Genomic DNA, 19,358 nt, shown 5'->3' with positions numbered 1-19,358 from the left:
ATGAAGATAAAGAACCTTTGCCTTACTCTCTGTGCTTCATTGCTGCTCGCCAGCATGGCGGGTCATGCGAAAGAAGTGAAAATTGGTATGGCGATCGATGACTTACGCCTCGAACGCTGGCAAAAAGACCGTGACATTTTCGTGAAAAAAGCCGAATCGCTGGGCGCCACGGTGTTTGTACAGTCAGCAAACGGAAATGAAGAAACGCAAATGTCGCAAATCGAAAATATGATAAATCGCGGCGTTGATGTGCTGGTTATTATTCCGTACAACGGTCAGGTATTAAGTAATGTGGTAAAAGAAGCAAAACAAGAAGGGATTAAAGTATTGGCTTACGATCGCATGATCAATAACGCCGATATTGATTTCTATATCTCTTTCGACAATGAAAAAGTCGGTGAATTACAAGCGCAAAGTCTGGTGAGTAAAGTGCCTCAGGGCAATTACTTCTTAATGGGCGGTTCTCCGGTTGATAATAATGCCAAACTGTTCCGTGCAGGGCAGATGAAAGTATTAAAACCCTACGTTGACAGTGGAAAAATCAAAATTGTTGGCGATCAGTGGGTAGACGGTTGGCTGCCGGAAAATGCGCTGAAGATTATGGAAAACGCGCTGACCGCCAATAATAACAAAATTGACGCTGTCGTTGCCTCTAACGATGCCACCGCTGGCGGGGCAATTCAGGCGTTGAGTGCCCAGGGTCTTGCCGGAAAAGTGGTGATTTCAGGCCAGGATGCTGACCTCGCCGGTATCAAACGCCTGATCAATGGCAGCCAAACCATGACGGTCTATAAACCCATCACCCAACTGGCAAACACTGCGGCAGAAATCGCCGTTGAACTGGGCAATGGTAAAACACCTAAAGCCGATGCCACTCTCAACAACGGTCTGAAAGATGTCCCCTCACGCTTGCTGACGCCGATTGAAGTCACCAAAGACAACATCGACGCCACGGTTATCAAAGACGGCTTCCATCAGAAAGATCAGCTTTAAGCCTCACGGCATGTCTCCCGCACGGAGGCATGCCGTGTTAGCTCTTCAGGCACTGTGAATACCTCGAATTACGTGGAGCAGTTATGCCTTATTTACTCGAAATGAAGAACATCACCAAGGCCTTTGGCGCGGTCAAAGCCGTGGATAACGTGAGCCTGCAACTGAACGCCGGAGAAGTGATGTCCCTGTGTGGTGAGAATGGCTCCGGCAAATCCACACTGATGAAAGTGCTCTGCGGCATCTATCCATGGGGCAGTTATGACGGCGAGACTGTCTTTGCCGGAGAAACGCTCCAGGCCGGTCACATCCGCGATACCGAGCGTAAAGGGATTGCCATCATCCACCAGGAACTGGCGCTGGTGAAACACCTGACGGTGCTGGAAAACATCTTTCTGGGTACCGAAATCACCCGTCACGGCGTGATGGACTATGACACCATGACCCTGCGCTGCGAAAAACTGCTCGCCCAGGTAAGCCTGAATATTTCGCCGGACACCCGGGTGGGCGATCTTGGTCTGGGCCAACAACAGTTGGTGGAAATTGCCAAGGCACTGAATAAACAGGTGCGTTTATTGATTCTCGATGAACCCACCGCCTCCCTCACCGAACAGGAAACCGCTGTTCTTCTGGATATCATTCGCGACCTGCAAAACCACGGTATTGCCTGCATCTATATTTCGCACAAGCTCAATGAAGTCAAAGCGATATCGGATGTGATTTGCGTTATCCGCGACGGTCAACACATCGGCACGCGCGATGCAGAGGGTATGAGCGAAGATGACATCATCACCATGATGGTGGGCCGCGAGCTGACGGCGCTGTACCCCAACGAACCCCACAACACCGGTGATGAAATCTTACGGGTGGAGCATCTGACCGCCTGGCATCCGGTGAACCGTCACATCAAGCGGGTCAATGACGTCTCGTTTTCCCTTAAACGCGGCGAGATTCTGGGAATTGCCGGACTGGTCGGTGCCGGTCGTACCGAAGCCGTTCAGTGCCTGTTTGGCGTATGGCCGGGGCGCTGGGAAGGGAAAATCTATCTCGACGGCAAGCAGGTGCAGATTCACAACTGCCAGCAGGCGATTGCTAACGGTATCGCCATGGTGCCGGAAGACCGCAAAAAAGATGGCATCATACCGGTGATGGCGGTCGGCAAAAATATCACTCTGGCTGCCCTGGGTCAGTTTACCGGCAAGCTCAGCAGCCTGGACGATGCTGCCGAGCAACACTGTATTTTGCAGTCGTTGCAGCGCCTCAAAGTCAAAACCTCTTCCCCCAACCTGGCGATTGGTCGCCTGAGTGGCGGGAATCAACAGAAAGCCATTCTGGCCCGCTGCCTGCTGCTCAACCCGCGCATACTGATCCTTGATGAGCCGACACGTGGCATCGATATAGGCGCGAAATACGAAATCTACAAACTCATCAACCAACTGGTGCAGCAAGGCATCGCCGTTATCGTCATTTCATCCGAACTGCCCGAAGTGCTGGGGCTGAGCGACCGGGTGCTGGTGATGCACGAAGGCAAGCTAAAAGCCGACCTTATTAACCATCAACTGACCCAGGAGCAGGTCATGGAAGCGGCGCTGAGGAGCGAACATCATGTCGAAAAGCAACCCGTCTGAATTGAAGTTATCCGCCCCGCTACCGGGGGGATTTGCAGGGCTTAAATCCCTGAACCTCCAGGTGTTTGTCATGATTGCCGCCATTGCCGTCATCATGCTCTTCTTTACCTGGATGACCGACGGCGCTTACTTAAGCGCGCGTAACGTCTCTAACCTGCTGCGCCAGACCGCGATCACTGGCATCCTGGCAGTCGGCATGGTGTTTGTGATTATCTCGGCAGAAATTGACCTGTCCGTGGGCTCGATGATGGGCCTCTTAGGCGGTGCAGCGGCCATTTTCGATGTCTGGTTGGGTTGGCCATTGCCGCTAACCATCGTCGTGACGCTGGTCCTCGGGTTGCTGCTCGGTGCCTGGAACGGTTGGTGGGTCGCCTACCGCAAAGTGCCGTCGTTTATTGTCACCCTGGCGGGCATGCTCGCCTTTCGCGGCGTGCTAATTGGTATCACCAACGGCACCACCGTGTCGCCCACCAGCAGCGCCATGTCGCAAATTGGTCAGAGCTACCTTCCCGATAGCGTCGGCTTTGGCGTGGGTGCACTGACGTTAGTGGCGTTTGTTCTGTGGCAGTGGCGCGGGCGGTTGCGTCGCCAGTCATTAGGACTGGCGACGCCAGCCTCCACTTCCGTGGTCGGTCGTCAGGCGCTGATCGCCGTGCTGGCGCTGGGGGCTATTTGGCTGCTCAATGATTACCGTGGTGTGCCAACGCCCGTACTGCTGCTCGTCTTCCTGCTGATGGCCGGCATGTTTATGGCCACTCGCACTGCCTTTGGTCGGCGCATTTATGCCATCGGTGGCAACCTTGAAGCCGCGCGCCTTTCCGGGATCAATGTGGAGCGCACCAAACTCGCGGTCTTTGCCATTAACGGTCTGATGGTGGCCATCGCCGGTTTGATCCTGAGTTCACGTCTTGGCGCGGGTTCACCTTCGGCAGGCAACATCGCTGAACTGGATGCCATCGCCGCCTGTGTGATTGGCGGCACCAGCCTCGCAGGTGGTATTGGCAGCGTGGCAGGCGCTGTGATGGGGGCCTTTATCATGGCCTCGCTGGACAACGGCATGAGCATGATGGACGTACCGACATTCTGGCAGTACATCGTCAAAGGGGCGATTTTACTGCTGGCAGTGTGGATGGATTCCGCCACCAAACGTCGGGCATGATCGCAATAACGGTCACACTGCCGGAAAATTTTCCTCCGGCAGTGTGATGAATATGATAAGCAAGGTTGATGATTCATTCGCGACGGAACCGACATGTTTGAGAAGCGCCACCGCATTACGTTGTTATTCAATGCCAACAAAGCCTATGACCGCCAGGTCGTTGAAGGCGTTGGTGAATATTTGCAGGCGTCACAATCTGAATGGGACATTTTTATCGAGGAAGATTTCCGCACCCGTATCGAAAACATCAAAGAGTGGCTTGGTGATGGTGTCATTGCAGACTATGACGACCCTGAAATTGAGCGGCTGTTAGCCGATGTCGACGTCCCCATTGTCGGCGTTGGCGGCTCCTACCACAGCCCGGATAACTATCCCCCTGTCCATTACATTGCCACCGACAACTACGCCCTGGTCGAACAGGCGTTTTTGCATCTCAAAGAGAAAGGGGTGCATCGATTCGCCTTCTATGGGTTGCCGCCGTCCAGTGGTAAGGGTTGGGCCGCCGAGCGCGAGCATGCATTTTGCCAGCTCGTCGCCCAGGAGAGATACCGTGGTGTGGTCTATCAGGGGCTGACCACGGCACCGGAAAACTGGCAGCATGCCCAGAATCGCCTGGCGGACTGGCTGCAAACCCTGCCGCCACAAACCGGGATTATTGCCGTCACAGACGCCCGGGCCCGCCATGTGCTGCAAGTTTGCGATCACCTGCATATTCCGGTTCCGGAAAAGCTCTGCGTGATTGGCATTGATAACGAAGAACTGACCCGCTATCTCTCCCGTGTGGCCCTCTCGTCCGTCGCGCAGGGGACGCGCCAGATGGGGTATCAGGCTGCGAAGCTGCTGCATCGCTTGCTGGATAACGAAACGCTGCCGCTTCAGCGCCTGCTGGTGCCACCGGTACGCGTGGTGGCGCGACGCTCAACGGATTACCGTTCACTCAACGATCCGGCTGTCATTCAGGCCATGCATTACATCCGCAACCATGCCTGCAAAGGCATCAAAGTGGATCAGGTACTGGATGCGGTGGGGATTTCGCGCTCAAACCTGGAAAAGCGCTTCAAGGAAGAGGTGGGCGAAACCATCCATGCGGTGATCCACGCAGAAAAACTGGAAAAAGCCCGCAGCCTGCTGGTCTCGACGTCGCTCTCTATCAACGAGATTTCCCAGATGTGCGGCTACCCGTCGCTGCAATACTTCTATTCAGTGTTTCGTAAAGAGTATGACAGCACGCCGAAGGAGTACCGCGAACGCTACGGGGAAGTGTTACTGCCATAAAGGTGGCGTGAAAGTGGGGAAAGAAAAATGCCTTCCGATGGAAGGCATTTTTGCAATAAGCAGCGCAATTACATATGCGAGGCGATTAACCGCTGGTTGTCCTGATACATGGCAAACAGATAGTTATTGTAGCTCGCGCCCTTCGTTGAATAGCCTTTCAGCTTATGAATCATGTTGCTGGCCGTCACTTCCTGATCCGCTTTACGCAACTGCGCACGGGATTTACGGAAGGAGGAGTACGCCGGGTGGGTGTTCAGGTTCACCACATACGCGCTCACGGACTCTTCAACAGACTCGAAGTGCGAGTAACCTTTCACTTTACCTGGACCGTTAGTACAACGTCCTTTCCCGCATTTCATGCCGAACAGGTTGTTGTTATTACGCGCCAGTTTAGAGGTACCCCAGCCGCTTTCTGCTGCAGCCATGGTCGCCACCATACTGTCCGGGATAATGTCCACGCGTTCCATTAGCGCATTCCACGGGATACGGCGGGTATTGCCAGACCAGCTAATTTTATAGCGCTTGGCAATATCCTTCAGACGCGTGCGATCGGCCGTCGACCATTGCTGACTGTATTGGCGTTCCATCAGCCAGTTACGATCGGCAGTAATTGTCGCATTTTGACGAGTAATGTAGGGCATAACGGTCCGGAGAAACGCTTTCTTTCTTGGTGCTCCGGAAGGGTATTTTCGCAAGTCAGGAAGTGAACTGCTATTTACACTATTGCGAGAATACTCTTGTTTACTGATTACCTGTTTTTTACCGGTCGTCTTTGAGATTTGGGCCTTCTGACTCACTGTTTTGCTGTGCGTTTGAGCAAGCGCCTCACCTGAAAATGCTATGGTGAGAAACATGAGTATCGTAGCCCCAAGTCGTCGCAAGGGAGTCGATATCATTAAGTCTCCTGGTCGGATATAAACATTCCAACACCTTATTTTTTTCACAATTTTGAGAGCGGAATCTCAAATCATATCAAAAATAACCTCTCAGGGCACGTACAGAAATAAGCCAAATCCGAAAGCATGTCACCAGCAACCTGCTGCGAAGCGAAAACAATGCGTCGGATTTGTGGTGGTTATCGCAAATTTTGCACAAAATTTGCGCACGATCACTCACCCTGCGCCCTCCTCCCTGGCGATAACGCGCATGGGATGAGCCTCCCACCCTGTGCTAATGGCAAGATGACCGAAACTGACGTTACAGGAAGGATTCAGATGAGATACAGCGCCCTTTTATTCCTGCTTTTACCAGCGGTGGTCAGCGCCAACTGGTCCGCATCCGGTCTTGCCACCTTTAAAGATGATGGCACCGGAGTCTGGCGCAGCGAGAACACCCTGAAAAAAGGGACATACCCACTGAAGCTTCAGGCCGAACAGCAGTGCTGGCAACCTTCTGCAGAGATAAAACTCAACCAGATGCTGTCGCTGAAACCCTGCGAAGGCGATGCGCCACAATGGCGCGTGTTCCGCGAAGGGGATTACCGCATTCAGGTCGATACCCGCTCTGGCACCCCCACACTGATGCTGTCGGTGAAAAGCGAAGCCACCACGGAAAAAGTCGCCAATGTGATGCGCCAGTGCCCGACATGGGACGGGCAACCTCTAACCCTGGACGTCAGTAAAACCTTCCCGGAAGGCAGCGTGGTGCGGGACTTCTACAGTCAGAAAACAGCAACCGTGCAAAATGGCAAAATCACCCTACAACCCGCAGTAAACAGCGGCGGTCTTCTACTGCTTGAACGTGCTGAAACTCATGCTCCAGCCCCCTTCAGTTGGCACAACGCGACCGTCTACTTTGTATTGACCGACCGTTTCGTCAATGGCGACCCGTCCAACGACAACAGCTATGGCAGACATAAAGATGGCATGGAAGAGATCGGTACCTTCCACGGCGGCGACCTGAGAGGGCTCACTAGCAGGCTTGATTACCTGCAACAGCTTGGGGTCAATGCATTGTGGATAAGCTCACCGCTGGAGCAAATCCACGGCTGGGTGGGGGGTGGAACAAAGGGGGATTTCCCTCATTATGCCTACCACGGCTATTACACCCAGGACTGGACGAAGCTCGATGCCAATATGGGCACCGAGGCGGATTTACGCCAGTTGGTCGATGAGGCACACAAGCGCGGCATACGCATTCTGTTTGATGTGGTGATGAATCACACCGGCTACGCCACGCTCGCGGATATGCAAGAGTACCAGTTCGGTGCACTTTACGTTCAGGGTGAAGAGCGCCAAAAAATCCTCGGTGAGCACTGGACCGACTGGCGGCCCGGCCCGGGGCAAAGCTGGCATAGTTTTAACGACTTCATTAACTTCAGCGATAAAACCGCCTGGCAAAACTGGTGGGGAAAAAACTGGATCCGTACCGATATTGGCAACTACGACAACCCCGGCTTTGACGACCTGACCATGTCGCTGGCGTTCCTCCCGGATTTGAAAACCGAATCCACCACCCCCTCTGGCCTGCCGGTGTTTTATCGCCATAAACCCGATACCGCCGCACGCGAGATACCCGGTTATACGCCGCGCGATTACCTGACCCACTGGCTGAGCCAATGGGTGCGTGAGTACGGTATTGACGGTTTCCGCGTCGACACCGCGAAACATGTGGAGCTTGCCGCCTGGCAACAGTTGAAAACTCAGGCCAGCGAGGCCCTGGCGGCGTGGAAAAAAGCCAATCCGCAGAAAAAACTCGATGACGCACCGTTCTGGATGACCGGTGAATCCTGGGGCCACGGTGTAATGCGTAGCGATTACTACAACCATGGCTTCGACGCGATGATCAATTTTGATTATCAGGAGCAGGCTGCCAGCGCCGTTAAATGTCTGGCGAATATAGATCTGACCTGGCAGCAGATGGCGGAGAAGTTGCAGAGCTTTAACGTATTGAGCTACCTCTCTTCCCACGATACGCGCCTGTTCCGCGACGGCGGTCAGGAAGCGGCAGAGTTATTGATGCTGTCGCCGGGTGCGGTGCAAATTTACTACGGTGACGAGACAAACCGCCCCTTCGGCCCCACGGGTTCAGACCCGCTGCAAGGCACGCGTTCAGATATGAACTGGCAGGACGTGAGCAGTAAAGAGGCACAAACGCTGCGCCACTGGCAAAGGCTGGGGCAGTTCCGCGCCCGTCACCCGGCACTGGGCGGTGGAAAACAGACCACCCTGAGCCTCAAGCAAGGGTATGGTTTTACCCGCGAGCAGGACGATGACAAGGTCATGATTGTCTGGGCGGGAAACCGCTGAGTCCTGATGGGCTCCCTTTCAGCCGAGGGAGCCTATTTCTAACAAAATAAAACCCCTTCAAAGCGTAAATATTCAAAACAAAACACCAATCAAGCCCATCTCATCCGATTTGCACAGCAGGGTATGTAGCGCTAAGGTTAGCCATTTTTAAAATCAGACCGACAGAATAACTGCTATGACATTTTCACTTTTCGGCGACAAATTCACCCGCCATGCAGGCATTACGCGCCTCATGGAGGACCTCAACGACGGTCTGCGCACCCCTGGAGCCATCATGCTCGGCGGCGGGAACCCGGCACAAATTCCGGCAATGACCGACTATTTCCATAACCTGCTCACCGAGATGCTCGAAAACGGCAAAGCCACTGATGCGCTATGCAATTATGACGGTCCACAGGGTAAATCTGAGCTACTGACGTTACTGGCAGGCATGCTGCGTGAAGAGCTGGGTTGGGATATTGAACCGCAGAATATCGCACTAACAAACGGCAGCCAGAGCGCATTTTTCTACTTGTTCAACCTGTTTGCAGGCCGCCGCGCCGATGGAACAACCAGAAAGGTGCTGTTCCCGCTGGCACCGGAGTACATTGGCTATGCCGACTCCGGCCTTGAAGAGGACCTGTTTGTCTCTGCTCGCCCGAATATTGAGCTGCTGCCAGAAGGGCAGTTTAAGTATCACGTCGACTTCGAGCACCTGCACATTGGCGAAGAGACCGGGATGATCTGTGTGTCACGCCCGACGAACCCGACCGGAAACGTCATCACCGATGAAGAGCTGATTAAACTCGATGCGCTGGCGAATCAACACGGTATTCCGCTGGTCATTGATAATGCCTACGGTGTTCCCTTCCCTGGCATCATCTTTAGCGAAGCCCGCCCACTCTGGAATCCAAACATCATTCTGTGCATGAGCCTGTCGAAACTGGGCCTGCCGGGCAGCCGCTGCGGCATTATCATCGCCAATGAGAAAGTGATTTCCGCCATCCGCAACATGAACGGCATTATTAGCCTCGCGCCCGGTGGGATTGGGCCTGCAATGATGTGCGAGATGATCAAGCGTAACGACCTGCTGCGCCTGTCAAATACCGTTATCAAGCCTTTCTATTACCAGCGCGTGCAGGAAACCATTGCCATCATCCGTCGCTACCTGCCAGTAGAGCGATGCCTGATCCATAAGCCGGAAGGGGCGATATTCCTGTGGCTGTGGTTTAAAGACCTGCCGATTACGACAGAACTTCTTTATCAGCGTCTGAAAAAACGCGGCGTGCTGATGGTACCCGGTGATTACTTCTTCCCGGGTCTGGACAAACCCTGGCCACACACTCACCAGTGCATGCGTATGAACTACGTGCCAGATCCAGACAAAATAGAAGCAGGAGTAAAAATCCTGGCTGAAGAAATTGAAAATGCCTGGCGTGAGCATGCTTAAATAAATCTGGCCCTCAAACAGAGAGGGCCATTTTATATCAAATGAATAACAACACAAAATTAATGGTCAATTTATTACCTTTCTGTTTTAACGAAAATATATCTTCACTGCACATTTATTAATTATTTCCAGCTTAATTTTGGATATATTTTTAAGTTAAATGTAACTACACCATTAATTAATCATTAAGCATAACTAACATGTTAAAAAATAACCATAACACCATGTTTTAATTAAACTAAATAACAATCATAAAAATCAAGATCTAAGAATAATCATATTTTTTTCATTATTTGTAAATAATCACAACCATTTTTCACTGTCTATTAAAAAGCCATTTACACTGATCAATACGCTAAGCGGCGTTTTATTTCAGAGGGTCACATCATGGCTACAAATAAATTTAGCCACCTGAGCACAATCGCGGTGGCGGTCATTCTTGCATTCTCCTTATCTGCCTGCAGTGGAAGTAGCGGCGGATCAATGTCAAAAGCGAAAGACCAGCAAACATCTGGCTCTGATGGTCAAACTGCGGGTAATGGATCTAGCAGCAGCGGTGGTTCTGGCGGTGGCGATGGTGGAACCAGTGGCACCGACGGGACAGGTGGCGGCTCAACGGCCTCCAATTCTGCAGTTAATACTGTCGTTGGCGATGCAGGCACCGCTGTCTCCAGCGTTGGCGGAACACTAGACAGTCTCGGTAGCCAGTTGCCCAGTGACAACCCTGTCACGTCAACGGTCGCAACGACTGTCAGCGGATTGGGTAACGCGCTGAATACCGTAGGCACGGGCGTCACGACGGGTCTTGGTGATTCGAACAACCCTAACGGCGTAGGCACCACGGTACAGGGTGTGACCTCCACGGTAACGTCTTTGGGTAACACGGTATCCAGTGTGGGAACCAACCTCGCCAGCACGACCTCCGGTTCGGGTCTTGCGCCGGTCACTAACCTCGCGGGCACTATCGTAGACAGAACCGGTCAGGTGGTCAGTACTACCGGGACTTCATTGACCAATGCGGTTGCCAGTGATGGTGTAACCAGGTTAACCACCGGCGCAACGACACTGGTGAATAACACGACCGGTGGCGTCAGCACATTGACTCAAGGCGTGGGTACGACAACCGGGCTGGGGACGCCGGTTAACAACCTGCTGACTACCGTGGGTAATGGCGTCAGCGGTGTCGGCACCAACGTCAGCGCATCGAACTCTAATCTTGCCGGTGTTGGCCAGGTTGTGCAGACCGTCGGCCAGACAGTGACCGATGTGGGTGGTCTGGTGAAACCGACCTCAACGGGGAGCGGTACCACCACTGCCAGCACGGGTGGTATTTCAGCGACAGCCAATGTTGATGCAAACAAAACCGGCCTGCTCGCCAACGTAGGAGCAACGGTGAATACCCTGACAGCAGATATCAACGCTTCGGTTACCAACAACGCATCCAGCACCAGTGGAACGACCAGCCCGCTCGGCGGATTGACCAGCACGGTTGGCAGCATTCTGAAACCAAAAAATTAGTTAGACCTTTTTGTGCCCCCGCGAGGGGGCACCTCTTCACAGCAAGATTTCTCGCCCTTTCAGGTGTGGTGATACAAATCGATGGGGTGATAAAAACATAAAAGGGACTGCACGATGAAACTTCCCCTCTGCTCTGTGCTGCTCTGCACCAGTGTCCTGTCAATTGCCCAGGCCGACACACTCCCCGCCATTGTGGATACGGCAAACCCGGCAAAACCCTCACGCACCGTTCAGGAGCCTGACACCCGCCCGGTGCCGGAACCCAAAGTCACGGTCGTCAAACCCGATACAAAACTGACCCCGGAAACCCCGGTACAGGTTAAGCATATTCAGTTCGTTGGCGGGACGGTATATCCGTTGAAATCCCTGCTCGAGCCCTTTCGGCCGTATGCGGGCAAGACCGTGCCACTGAAAACCATCATTGCGTTGGCGAACGACATCACCACCCGCTACCGGGCAGATGGCTACCCTCTCTCTTACGCCTGGCTGCCGGACGATAATTTTCATGACGGCACGATAAAAATCATCCTGGTGGAAGGCTACGTGGCACGTAGCGAAATCAACAGTAATAACGCCCATATTGCCGCGCGCCTGAAACGACTGGCAGAAAAAATCATGGCTGCCAGGCCATTATCCCAGGCGCTTTTTGACCGCTATAGCCAGTTGATGACGCGTACACCGGGAACAAAAGTTGACGTGAACGCGCAGTTGCCCAAGAACATCTACGGTGCCGCGGTGATGAACGTCGATGCGCAACAGCCGCATATCTGGGATCTCTCTTCTACGCTCGACACGCGTCGAGGGCAAAATCTGGCGCTGGTCAATGGCTCACTCAGCAACCTGACCAGCTATGGCGATCAGCTGGGCGTGGCAGCGTTTCTTCCACTCGGGGATGGTCGAGATAAAGATTATTTAGGGTTGAATTATTCGCAGTTTTTGAATGATGAAGGCCTGAGCGTGCAGCTTAAAGGCAGTTTTTATCGCGACGATCCGAAGAGTTATGATCCCCTGGTTTATTTGCCAAACGGTATCGCCGTGGACGCGCGGCAAAAAACCACCCAGTACAACGGTGGTGTAAACCTGAACTACCCTGTGCTGTTGACCCGGCAGAAACAGATCAACCTCTTTGGCGGTGTTGATTATACCGACAGGCGCAACGACTATCGCCTGCGGGCAAGGGCGCTTGGGCAAACCGTCGACCTGCCAGACCAAAATCAGCACGTACGTTACCCTGCACTGGAGTTTGGGGTTAACGGCATGCGGGCCTTTGAGGATTCAAGAACCAGCCTCAGCGGTGGTGTTTCAGTGCGCCAGGGACTGGATACGCTGGGGGCCAATGTCTCTCCGGCGCAAGGAACCGACGTCGATTTCACCCGCTGGAAAAGCAATCTCGACGCCGCCTGGCTGGTGACAGAAAACGTCCGTCTTTCCAGCTCCGTCGAAGGCACATGGTCCGACAACGACTTGCCCGAAGCCGAGCGTGTCAGCTTTGGTGCCCAACGATTCGGGCGCGGCTATCAGGACGGAGAAGCCCAGGGGGATTACGGCTACGGCGGGCAGGTTGAGTTGCGCTACCTGCACAACCGTAAAGAGAGTAAATGGCTGGCAACAGTGCAACCCTATATCCTGGCGGATACCGCACGCACCTGGTTCAACCAACCCGGTTATCGTCATCAGCGTTTAAGTTCTGTCGCTGCGGGTGTGATGATTGGTGACAATCGCCACTACAGCCTGGCCGTAGAAGCCGCACGCCCTACCGGAGATATACCCACCGACACCAACGGACGCGACTGGCGTTACAGTCTGACGGTGACCTGGAACTTCAATAACTTACGCTAAGTGATTACTGAGGCGCGCTTGCCGCAGTTTGATGGGGTCAATACAGTTGAGCGCCTGAGTAGGGCACGCTTCCACGCAAGCCGGGCCGTTCTCGCGGTGCAGGCAGAGATCGCATTTCAGCGCCTGGACCTGAGCGTCCTGTAACGTCACCTGCATCGCACCAAACGGGCAGGCCAGCATGCAGCTTTTGCAGCCAATGCAGAGGGATTGCTCAACATAAACCGTGCCGCTGACCCGGCTAATGGCCCCGACCGGACAGACGTTGGCACAGGGGGCATCTTCACAGTGGTGGCAGGTCACCGCGGTGGTGAACGATCCACTTTTGACCACGCGAATGCGTGCACTAAACGCTTTGGGGGTGACTGTCGCACAGTCCTGATTTTCCTGATGCGAGACCACGCAGGCGACTTCGCAGGTACGGCAGCCAATGCATTTGGCTGAATCCGCAATAACAAAACGGTTCATTTTCCACTCCGCCTGACGTTGAATGCCGCCAGAGTGCCAGAAAATAAACCGCCTTTGCTTTGATCCTGGCAGGGGTTGTTGCCAGATCTGTCATTTGCCTAACCACATCTGGCTTTATGCCTACACCCGCAGCGTAAATCCGAGCTCATTGGAGATAGCCTCTGCCGTTTCGCGCAGCGGTTTAAGCAGGTTTTTCTCGCCAATCTGTTTCAAGCGTGACGTCGAAAGAGAAATGGAGATGGCATAAGGCACGCGGTGATGAATATCAAACACCGGCACCGCAATGCAGGAAACGCCCAGCTCATTCTCTTCGCGGTCCATCGCCATGACACCTTCACGGATCTGCGCCAGCTCATCGTACATCGCCGGAAGTCCTGTAATGGTATTGCGCGTCAGCGGCTGAATCTGCTCCTGGTGCGTATCCCAGTACTCCTTCACGTACTCCTGCTGACCAAACGCCATGTAAATCTTACCCATTGCCGAACAGTACAGCGGCATATGTTGGCCGATATACGCCCGGGTGCGCAGCATGCCGGTGGTCGGCTCCAGCTTATAAATCAAAATCGCGTGGTCATCTTCACGACTGGAGAAGTTGATGGTCTCTCCGGTGGAAAGGTTCAACGCTTCCAGATGCGGTGCCGCAACATGGATGATATTCAGCGACGTCAGGGCTTTCTGCCCTACGGCGATAAATTTCGTGGTCAGACGATAACTCCCGGCAGCAGGCGCGGGGGTGACGTAGCCACAGGATTGCAGCCCTTGCAGTAATCGGTGCACGGTACTTTTGTTCAGCCCGGCCAGTTCTGACAGATGCGCCAGCGGACAACCGTTCGGGTAATTGCTCAATATCTCAATCAACATCAAGCCGCGAAACAAGCTCTGACTTCCTGCCGGCCGCTCTTTTTCCTGCGTGGTGTCACTCTCTTTCGTGTTCATCGCTTCCGCTCTCCATTTTGTGGCGACCTGATGGTAGCGCAAAGTGTGTTTCACTTCACGATCTGAACAGAAATTTTGTAATTCATTGATTTAATTGAAATTCAAAAATATATGCACGGATTGCTTTGTGAAATCATGATCGTTATATTTGAAATCAGATTTCGCATAGTGAAATTTACAGGTTGCACAACGTTCTCTTTCCCTCGTCGGGAGGTCACCTTAAATGGCAGAAGCAGCAGTGTTATCTCCGTTGTTATCCCTGCGCCACATCGTGAAGCGCTTTGGTGGAAATGTGGCGGTCAATAACGTCAGCCTGGATATTTTTCCGGGCCAGGTTGTGGCCCTGCTGGGAGAAAACGGTGCAGGCAAATCAACGCTGATTAAGGTACTGGCGGGGGTCTATTCCCGTGATGGCGGCGAAATCCTGTTTCGCGGTCAGCCCGTGGAATCCGCAGCCGCTTTACGCCAGGGAAACGAACAACCTATCGCCTTTATTCATCAGGATTTAGGTCTTGTGGAGTGGATGACCGTCGCAGAGAACATGGCGCTGGTGATGGGCTTTCCCCGTCGCTTAGGGCTGATTGACTGGGCAGCCACCCGGCGTCAGGCGCAAAAAGCACTGGAAGACATCGGTATTCAGCTTGATCCGGATGACCGCGTATTCGACCTGTCCCGCACCGAGAAATCCCTGCTGGCAATCGCCCGTGCGGTCGCAGTTGATGCCTCAGTACTGGTGCTGGATGAACCCACGGCCTCACTTCCGGCAGACGATGTACGACATCTGTTCCGGGTCATGAACATCCTGCGCGAAAAGCAGGTGGGCATGATTTACATCACCCATCGCCTGGATGAAGTAATGGAGATGGCTGACACCGTTTGCGCCATGCGCGACGGCTGTTACGCAGGCGGCGGAGAGATCGGCCATTACACCCTGCGTGGTCTGGTCGAGCTGATTGTGGGTGAAAGCCTGCGTGAAGACCAACGTCAGGCCCTGCCGAATGCCAGCGCACCGCTGCTGTTGAAGATGGATAGCGTCAAAGTGGGTGATACCGGACCGGTCTCCTTCGAACTGCGTGCGGGCGAGATGGTGGCTCTGGCTGGTCTGCGAGGTGCCGGTCAGGAAGAGATTGGACGTTTGCTGTTTGCCTGCCGGACGCAGGAGAGCGGGCAAATAACCTTAAATGGCGTGCCGTTTACGGCGACAACACCAGGGGAGGCGATGTCCGCAGGCGTCTCTTTTGTCGCAGGCGATCGCCTTCATGAAAGTCTGATTCCGGGCATGATGGTGCGTGAAAACCTGTTTATGAACCCCTGTAAACACGGTCACGCCCTGCTGTCCCGCTATAACGAAAAACGCGAAGCGCCGCTGAGCTGGGAGAAAATCCGCCAGTTCGACGTCCGCCCCTCGCAGATAAACATTGAAATCAGTGCACTATCGGGCGGCAACCAGCAAAAAGTGGTGATGGCACGCTGGCTCTCGCTCAATGCTCCTCTGCTCATCCTGGAAGACCCTTCCGCTGGTGTCGATGTAGGCGCCCGCGCGGAAATTTACGATCTGCTCAATCAGGCGCTGGATAACGGTGTCGCCATTCTGGTCATCTCCAACGACCTTGAAGAGGTGGCGCACATCTGCAACCGGGCGCTGGTGTTTAACCGGGGTCAGATTGTCGGCGAACTTCTCAACCAGGACGTCACCTTTGCCAGATTGCTTGAACTGGCATCGGGCAGCGGCACAACCCATTAAGTCGGAGTGCGTTAGTTATGGCAAAAACATCAATGAAATCGACGGCCCTGGAATCCCGCGTCTCGCTGCATGAACACGGTGCCGCCGCCTGGCTCGGACAACTCACCACCCGTTACGGCCTGCCCGTGATTTGTGTGGTACTGGTGATTGTTTTTTCGCTGACCACGCCCTCTTTTGCGTCACTGCTAACCCTACAGGCCATTCTCGACAGTAAATCGAAAATCGCGCTGCTGGCACTGGCGGCTACTATTCCGATGATTGTCGGAAAAATCGACCTTAACGTCGGCTTCGGCATCGTGCTCTGGCACATTCTCGCCATTACGTTGCAGGTGGAATATGGCTTCTCCTGGCCGGTCGCCGTGGCCATCGTGCTGGTTCTCTCTGCACTTTACGGCTTACTGAACGGCATTCTGGTAGCGCTGGCTGATATCGACAGCTTCGTGGCCACACTCGGTTCCGGCACCGTGCTGTACGCCATCGCGCTCTGGCACTCCGGCGGACGACAGATTGTCGGTGACTTACCGGATGCCTTTATTGCACTGCACCATTCCGATCTGTTTGGCATTCCGGTGGTGGCCTTCTATGTGCTCTTTGCTGCCGTGGTGTTGTGGATCATTACCGAACACACGCCGATTGGTCGCTGCATGTATGCCGTAGGCGGTAACCCGGTCGCGGCGGCGCTCAACGGGATTGCCGTCAACCGTTACACCATCGGCGCCTTTATTGCCTCCAGTACCTTAACGGGTTTCACCGGGGTGATCATCGCCGCCGAGCAGGGTGTCGGCCAGGCCAGCGTCGGCATGGACTATCTGTTGCCTGCCCTGGTGGGGGCCTTCCTCGGCAGCACCACTATTCGTCCGGGTCGCGTGAACGTCTGGGGCACAGTGGTCGGTATAGCGGTTCTGGCGATTGGTATCGCCGGGATCCAACAATTCGGCGGTGCATTCTGGGTTGAGCCACTGTTTAACGGCGCAACGCTGCTGCTGTCGATTACCCTGGCGGGCTACGCCCAACGCCGCCGGGCATTAAATAAGAAACTGGTGCAGCGCGCTCAGACACCTGCGCCCACCTCCTCTGTTACCCAATGACTCTCGCGTAAGGAACTGAAAATGTATAACAAAATAGTTCAATGCTGTCTGGCTGCCGGGTTGATGGTGGCAAGTGGTTATAGCCTTGCCGACGATACCTTTGTTCAGCAGGCACAAACGGCGATTGCCAAAGCGACCGCGCCAGTCACCGTATGGGACGGCCCGACGCAAGGCCCGGCGCTCCAGCCGAACAAGAAGATTATTTTCATCGCCTCCGATATGAAAAACGGCGGGGTACTGGGGGTTAAAGAGGGTCTGGAAGAAGCGGCGAAAACCGCGGGCTGGAAGCTGGATGTACTGGATGGCGCAGGCTCGGTGAAAGACCAACTGGCGGCGCTGAACCAGGCAATTGCCCGCAAACCGGACGGCATCGTGATTGGTGGCTGGAACCCGAACGTCGCCAAAATCCCACTGAAAAAAGCAGTAAAAGAGGGCATCGTGCTGACCGCATGGCACGCCGTTCCGGCACCGGGCCCGGTACCGTCCTATAACATTTTCTACAACGTGACCTCCGACTCTAACGAAGTGTCACGCATGGCAGCGCTCTACGCCGTAGCGAAGTCCAACGGCACGGCAAAAGTGTTGATATTCACCGACTCGCTCTATCAAATCGCCCTGGATAAAGCCAATGCGATGAAGAAAGTCATTGAGCAGTGCAGCGGCTGCCAGGTGGTCGAATTCATCGACACTCCGCTGGCTGATACCTCTAACCGCATGCCGGGCATGACCTACAGTCTGATGCAGAAATATGGCGATAAATTCGAATATTCGCTGGCGATCAACGACCTGTACTTCGACTTTATGGCCCCAGCGCTGCAAACCGCAGGCAAAGGCAGCGGCGACAAACCGCCGTACAACATCTCCGCAGGCGACGGTTCCGTTACCGCCTACCAGCGCGTACGTGAAGGAAAGGCGCAGGTCGCCACCGTACCCGAGCCGTTGAAGCTGCATGGCTGGCAGTTACTGGATGAGTTCAACCGCGCCTTCGCCGGTAAAGCGCCGTCAGGCTACGTGACACCAGCGCATCTGGTCACCAAAGAGAACATCAGCGCTGACGGCGGTCAGAATAACGAATTCGACCCGGGCAACCAGTATCGCGATCACTACAAAGCTATCTGGGGAGTGAAGTGAGATGTTAGCCGTCGCGGGAAGTTTTGAACGCCTGTGTTCACCGGCCATCTGGGCGGAAGGCCCGGTGTGGCTGGCTGAACAGCAGTGCCTGATTTTCAGCGATGTGAAAGGCAACCGCATGTTCCGTTGGGATGCGCAGCAAGGGGTCAGCGTGTTTCGTGCTGAATCCCATTATGCCAACGGCAATGCGCTGGACTTACAAGGGCGTTTACTGACCTGCGAACACGGTCGGCGCGGCATCAGCCGTACCGATAAAGAGGGCAATCACACCCTGCTGGTAGATAAAGTCGACGGGCTGCGCTTTAACTCGCCGAACGATATTGCGGTACGTCAGGACGGCACGATTTGGTTTACCGATCCGCCTTACGGCATTCTCGGCGACGAAGAGGGTTATCGCGCGGCAAGCCAGGTGATTGGCTGCTACGTCTACCGTTTTGATGAAGCGGGTAACCGGGTCACCATCGCCATCAGCGATACCCAGCGCCCCAACGGGCTGGCCTTTTCACCGGATGACAAATGGTTATACGTAGCGGATATGTCGATTATTGATTTTCCGAGCCAGGGCCGTCGGGAAATTCGCGCTTACCGTCTCGAAGGGGACAACGCGCTATTTTCCCACGTCGTCACCCAGGTCGAACCGGGTATTCCGGACGGCTTTTGTGTCGACCAGGACGGGAATATTTTCTGCAGTTGCGAGACGGGGATTTTGATTTTCTCCCCGCAGGGCGAATTACGGGAAACCATCCCCATTCCTGAGCGCGTTTCTAACTGCACGTTTGGCGGCTCCGACGGGAATACACTTTTTATTACGGCGACGACCTCGCTCTACCGGGTGACCATCGCCCCATCCCGCCTTCAGGGATAAACAGGAATAACACCGAAACGCACCGGTCCTGCCGGCGCGTTTT

General features: G+C 54.3%; 15 protein-coding genes. 12 read left to right on the top strand and 3 right to left on the bottom strand.

The window, feature by feature from the left end; all coding sequences use genetic code 11:
- The 4 genes from xylF (at position 1) to xylR (ending at position 5,052) form a co-directional block, all read left to right on the top strand.
- A complete protein-coding gene (gene xylF / locus AC5JPW_RS01240; protein ID WP_458045281.1) occupies positions 1–993 on the top strand; it encodes a D-xylose ABC transporter substrate-binding protein in 993 nt (330 codons plus the stop codon).
- 83 nt (positions 994–1,076) lie between these two features.
- A complete protein-coding gene (locus AC5JPW_RS01235) occupies positions 1,077–2,618 on the top strand; it encodes a xylose ABC transporter ATP-binding protein (protein ID WP_494237824.1) in 1,542 nt (513 codons plus the stop codon).
- Positions 2,596–3,777 carry a xylose ABC transporter permease XylH gene (gene xylH, locus AC5JPW_RS01230; RefSeq protein ID WP_494237823.1) on the top strand — a complete coding sequence of 394 codons (1,182 nt, stop codon included), beginning with the start codon at positions 2,596–2,598 and terminating at the stop codon, positions 3,775–3,777. Before AC5JPW_RS01235 ends, xylH begins: the two co-directional genes overlap by 23 nt.
- 93 nt (positions 3,778–3,870) lie before the next feature.
- A complete protein-coding gene (gene xylR / locus AC5JPW_RS01225; protein ID WP_494237822.1) occupies positions 3,871–5,052 on the top strand; it encodes a D-xylose utilization transcriptional activator XylR in 1,182 nt (393 codons plus the stop codon).
- Positions 5,053–5,120: 68 nt separating this feature from the next.
- On the opposite strand, the gene AC5JPW_RS01220 is transcribed toward xylR, so the two are convergent.
- On the bottom strand, positions 5,121–5,948 hold the full coding sequence (locus AC5JPW_RS01220) for a protein bax (protein WP_494237821.1): 828 nt from the start codon (positions 5,946–5,948) through the stop codon (positions 5,121–5,123).
- A 318-nt stretch (positions 5,949–6,266) separates the two neighbouring features.
- Here AC5JPW_RS01220 and AC5JPW_RS01215 point away from each other — a divergent pair, with 318 nt between their 5' ends.
- The 4 genes from AC5JPW_RS01215 to AC5JPW_RS01200 all read left to right on the top strand — a co-directional run bounded on the left by AC5JPW_RS01215 (position 6,267) and on the right by AC5JPW_RS01200 (position 13,086).
- Entirely contained in the window at positions 6,267–8,300 is a 2,034-nt protein-coding gene (locus AC5JPW_RS01215; RefSeq protein ID WP_494237820.1) for an alpha-amylase, read from the top strand.
- Between the two features lie 175 nt (positions 8,301–8,475).
- Positions 8,476–9,729, top strand: coding sequence for a valine--pyruvate transaminase (gene avtA, locus AC5JPW_RS01210; protein WP_494237819.1), 1,254 nt, complete (start codon positions 8,476–8,478; stop codon positions 9,727–9,729).
- A 387-nt stretch (positions 9,730–10,116) separates the two neighbouring features.
- Positions 10,117–11,247 (top strand): collagen-like triple helix repeat-containing protein, encoded by a 1,131-nt coding sequence (locus AC5JPW_RS01205; protein WP_494237818.1) that lies wholly within the window; start codon positions 10,117–10,119, stop codon positions 11,245–11,247.
- Between the two features lie 114 nt (positions 11,248–11,361).
- Entirely contained in the window at positions 11,362–13,086 is a 1,725-nt protein-coding gene (locus AC5JPW_RS01200) for a ShlB/FhaC/HecB family hemolysin secretion/activation protein (protein WP_494237816.1), read from the top strand.
- On the opposite strand, the gene AC5JPW_RS01195 is transcribed toward AC5JPW_RS01200, so the two are convergent.
- Both AC5JPW_RS01195 and yiaJ read right to left on the bottom strand, forming a co-directional pair.
- Positions 13,078–13,551 (bottom strand): 4Fe-4S dicluster domain-containing protein, encoded by a 474-nt coding sequence (locus tag AC5JPW_RS01195; RefSeq protein ID WP_494237815.1) that lies wholly within the window; start codon positions 13,549–13,551, stop codon positions 13,078–13,080. The two genes, AC5JPW_RS01200 and AC5JPW_RS01195, sit on opposite strands and share 9 nt — an antisense overlap.
- 120 nt (positions 13,552–13,671) lie before the next feature.
- Positions 13,672–14,487 (bottom strand): IclR family transcriptional regulator YiaJ, encoded by an 816-nt coding sequence (gene yiaJ / locus AC5JPW_RS01190; RefSeq protein WP_494237814.1) that lies wholly within the window; start codon positions 14,485–14,487, stop codon positions 13,672–13,674.
- Between the two features lie 223 nt (positions 14,488–14,710).
- On the opposite strand from yiaJ, the gene AC5JPW_RS01185 reads away from it, so the two are divergent.
- The 4 genes from AC5JPW_RS01185 to AC5JPW_RS01170 all read left to right on the top strand — a co-directional run bounded on the left by AC5JPW_RS01185 (position 14,711) and on the right by AC5JPW_RS01170 (position 19,315).
- On the top strand, positions 14,711–16,231 hold the full coding sequence (locus AC5JPW_RS01185) for a sugar ABC transporter ATP-binding protein (protein ID WP_494237813.1): 1,521 nt from the start codon (positions 14,711–14,713) through the stop codon (positions 16,229–16,231).
- 17 nt (positions 16,232–16,248) lie between these two features.
- Positions 16,249–17,319 carry an ABC transporter permease gene (locus AC5JPW_RS01180; protein WP_494237812.1) on the top strand — a complete coding sequence of 357 codons (1,071 nt, stop codon included), beginning with the start codon at positions 16,249–16,251 and terminating at the stop codon, positions 17,317–17,319.
- Between the two features lie 63 nt (positions 17,320–17,382).
- Positions 17,383–18,450 (top strand): ABC transporter substrate-binding protein, encoded by a 1,068-nt coding sequence (locus AC5JPW_RS01175; RefSeq protein ID WP_494238123.1) that lies wholly within the window; start codon positions 17,383–17,385, stop codon positions 18,448–18,450.
- Between the two features lies 1 nt (position 18,451).
- A complete protein-coding gene (locus AC5JPW_RS01170) occupies positions 18,452–19,315 on the top strand; it encodes an SMP-30/gluconolactonase/LRE family protein (protein ID WP_494237811.1) in 864 nt (287 codons plus the stop codon).
- The last annotated feature ends 43 nt before the right edge of the window (positions 19,316–19,358 follow it).

It is taken from the genome of Phytobacter sp. (genome assembly GCF_059074235.1).
Note: the sequence above shows the minus strand (reverse complement) of the source record. Positions and strands in the feature narration are given on the sequence as shown.

Coding starts and splice junctions, on each gene's coding strand:
- xylF (WP_458045281.1), top strand. CDS start 1: ATGAAGATAAAGAACCTTTGCCTTACTCTCTGTGCTTCATTGCTGCTC.
- AC5JPW_RS01235 (WP_494237824.1), top strand. CDS start 1,077: ATGCCTTATTTACTCGAAATGAAGAACATCACCAAGGCCTTTGGCGCG.
- xylH (WP_494237823.1), top strand. CDS start 2,596: ATGTCGAAAAGCAACCCGTCTGAATTGAAGTTATCCGCCCCGCTACCG.
- xylR (WP_494237822.1), top strand. CDS start 3,871: ATGTTTGAGAAGCGCCACCGCATTACGTTGTTATTCAATGCCAACAAA.
- AC5JPW_RS01220 (WP_494237821.1), bottom strand. CDS start 5,948: ATGATATCGACTCCCTTGCGACGACTTGGGGCTACGATACTCATGTTT.
- AC5JPW_RS01215 (WP_494237820.1), top strand. CDS start 6,267: ATGAGATACAGCGCCCTTTTATTCCTGCTTTTACCAGCGGTGGTCAGC.
- avtA (WP_494237819.1), top strand. CDS start 8,476: ATGACATTTTCACTTTTCGGCGACAAATTCACCCGCCATGCAGGCATT.
- AC5JPW_RS01205 (WP_494237818.1), top strand. CDS start 10,117: ATGGCTACAAATAAATTTAGCCACCTGAGCACAATCGCGGTGGCGGTC.
- AC5JPW_RS01200 (WP_494237816.1), top strand. CDS start 11,362: ATGAAACTTCCCCTCTGCTCTGTGCTGCTCTGCACCAGTGTCCTGTCA.
- AC5JPW_RS01195 (WP_494237815.1), bottom strand. CDS start 13,551: ATGAACCGTTTTGTTATTGCGGATTCAGCCAAATGCATTGGCTGCCGT.
- yiaJ (WP_494237814.1), bottom strand. CDS start 14,487: ATGAACACGAAAGAGAGTGACACCACGCAGGAAAAAGAGCGGCCGGCA.
- AC5JPW_RS01185 (WP_494237813.1), top strand. CDS start 14,711: ATGGCAGAAGCAGCAGTGTTATCTCCGTTGTTATCCCTGCGCCACATC.
- AC5JPW_RS01180 (WP_494237812.1), top strand. CDS start 16,249: ATGGCAAAAACATCAATGAAATCGACGGCCCTGGAATCCCGCGTCTCG.
- AC5JPW_RS01175 (WP_494238123.1), top strand. CDS start 17,383: ATGGTGGCAAGTGGTTATAGCCTTGCCGACGATACCTTTGTTCAGCAG.
- AC5JPW_RS01170 (WP_494237811.1), top strand. CDS start 18,452: ATGTTAGCCGTCGCGGGAAGTTTTGAACGCCTGTGTTCACCGGCCATC.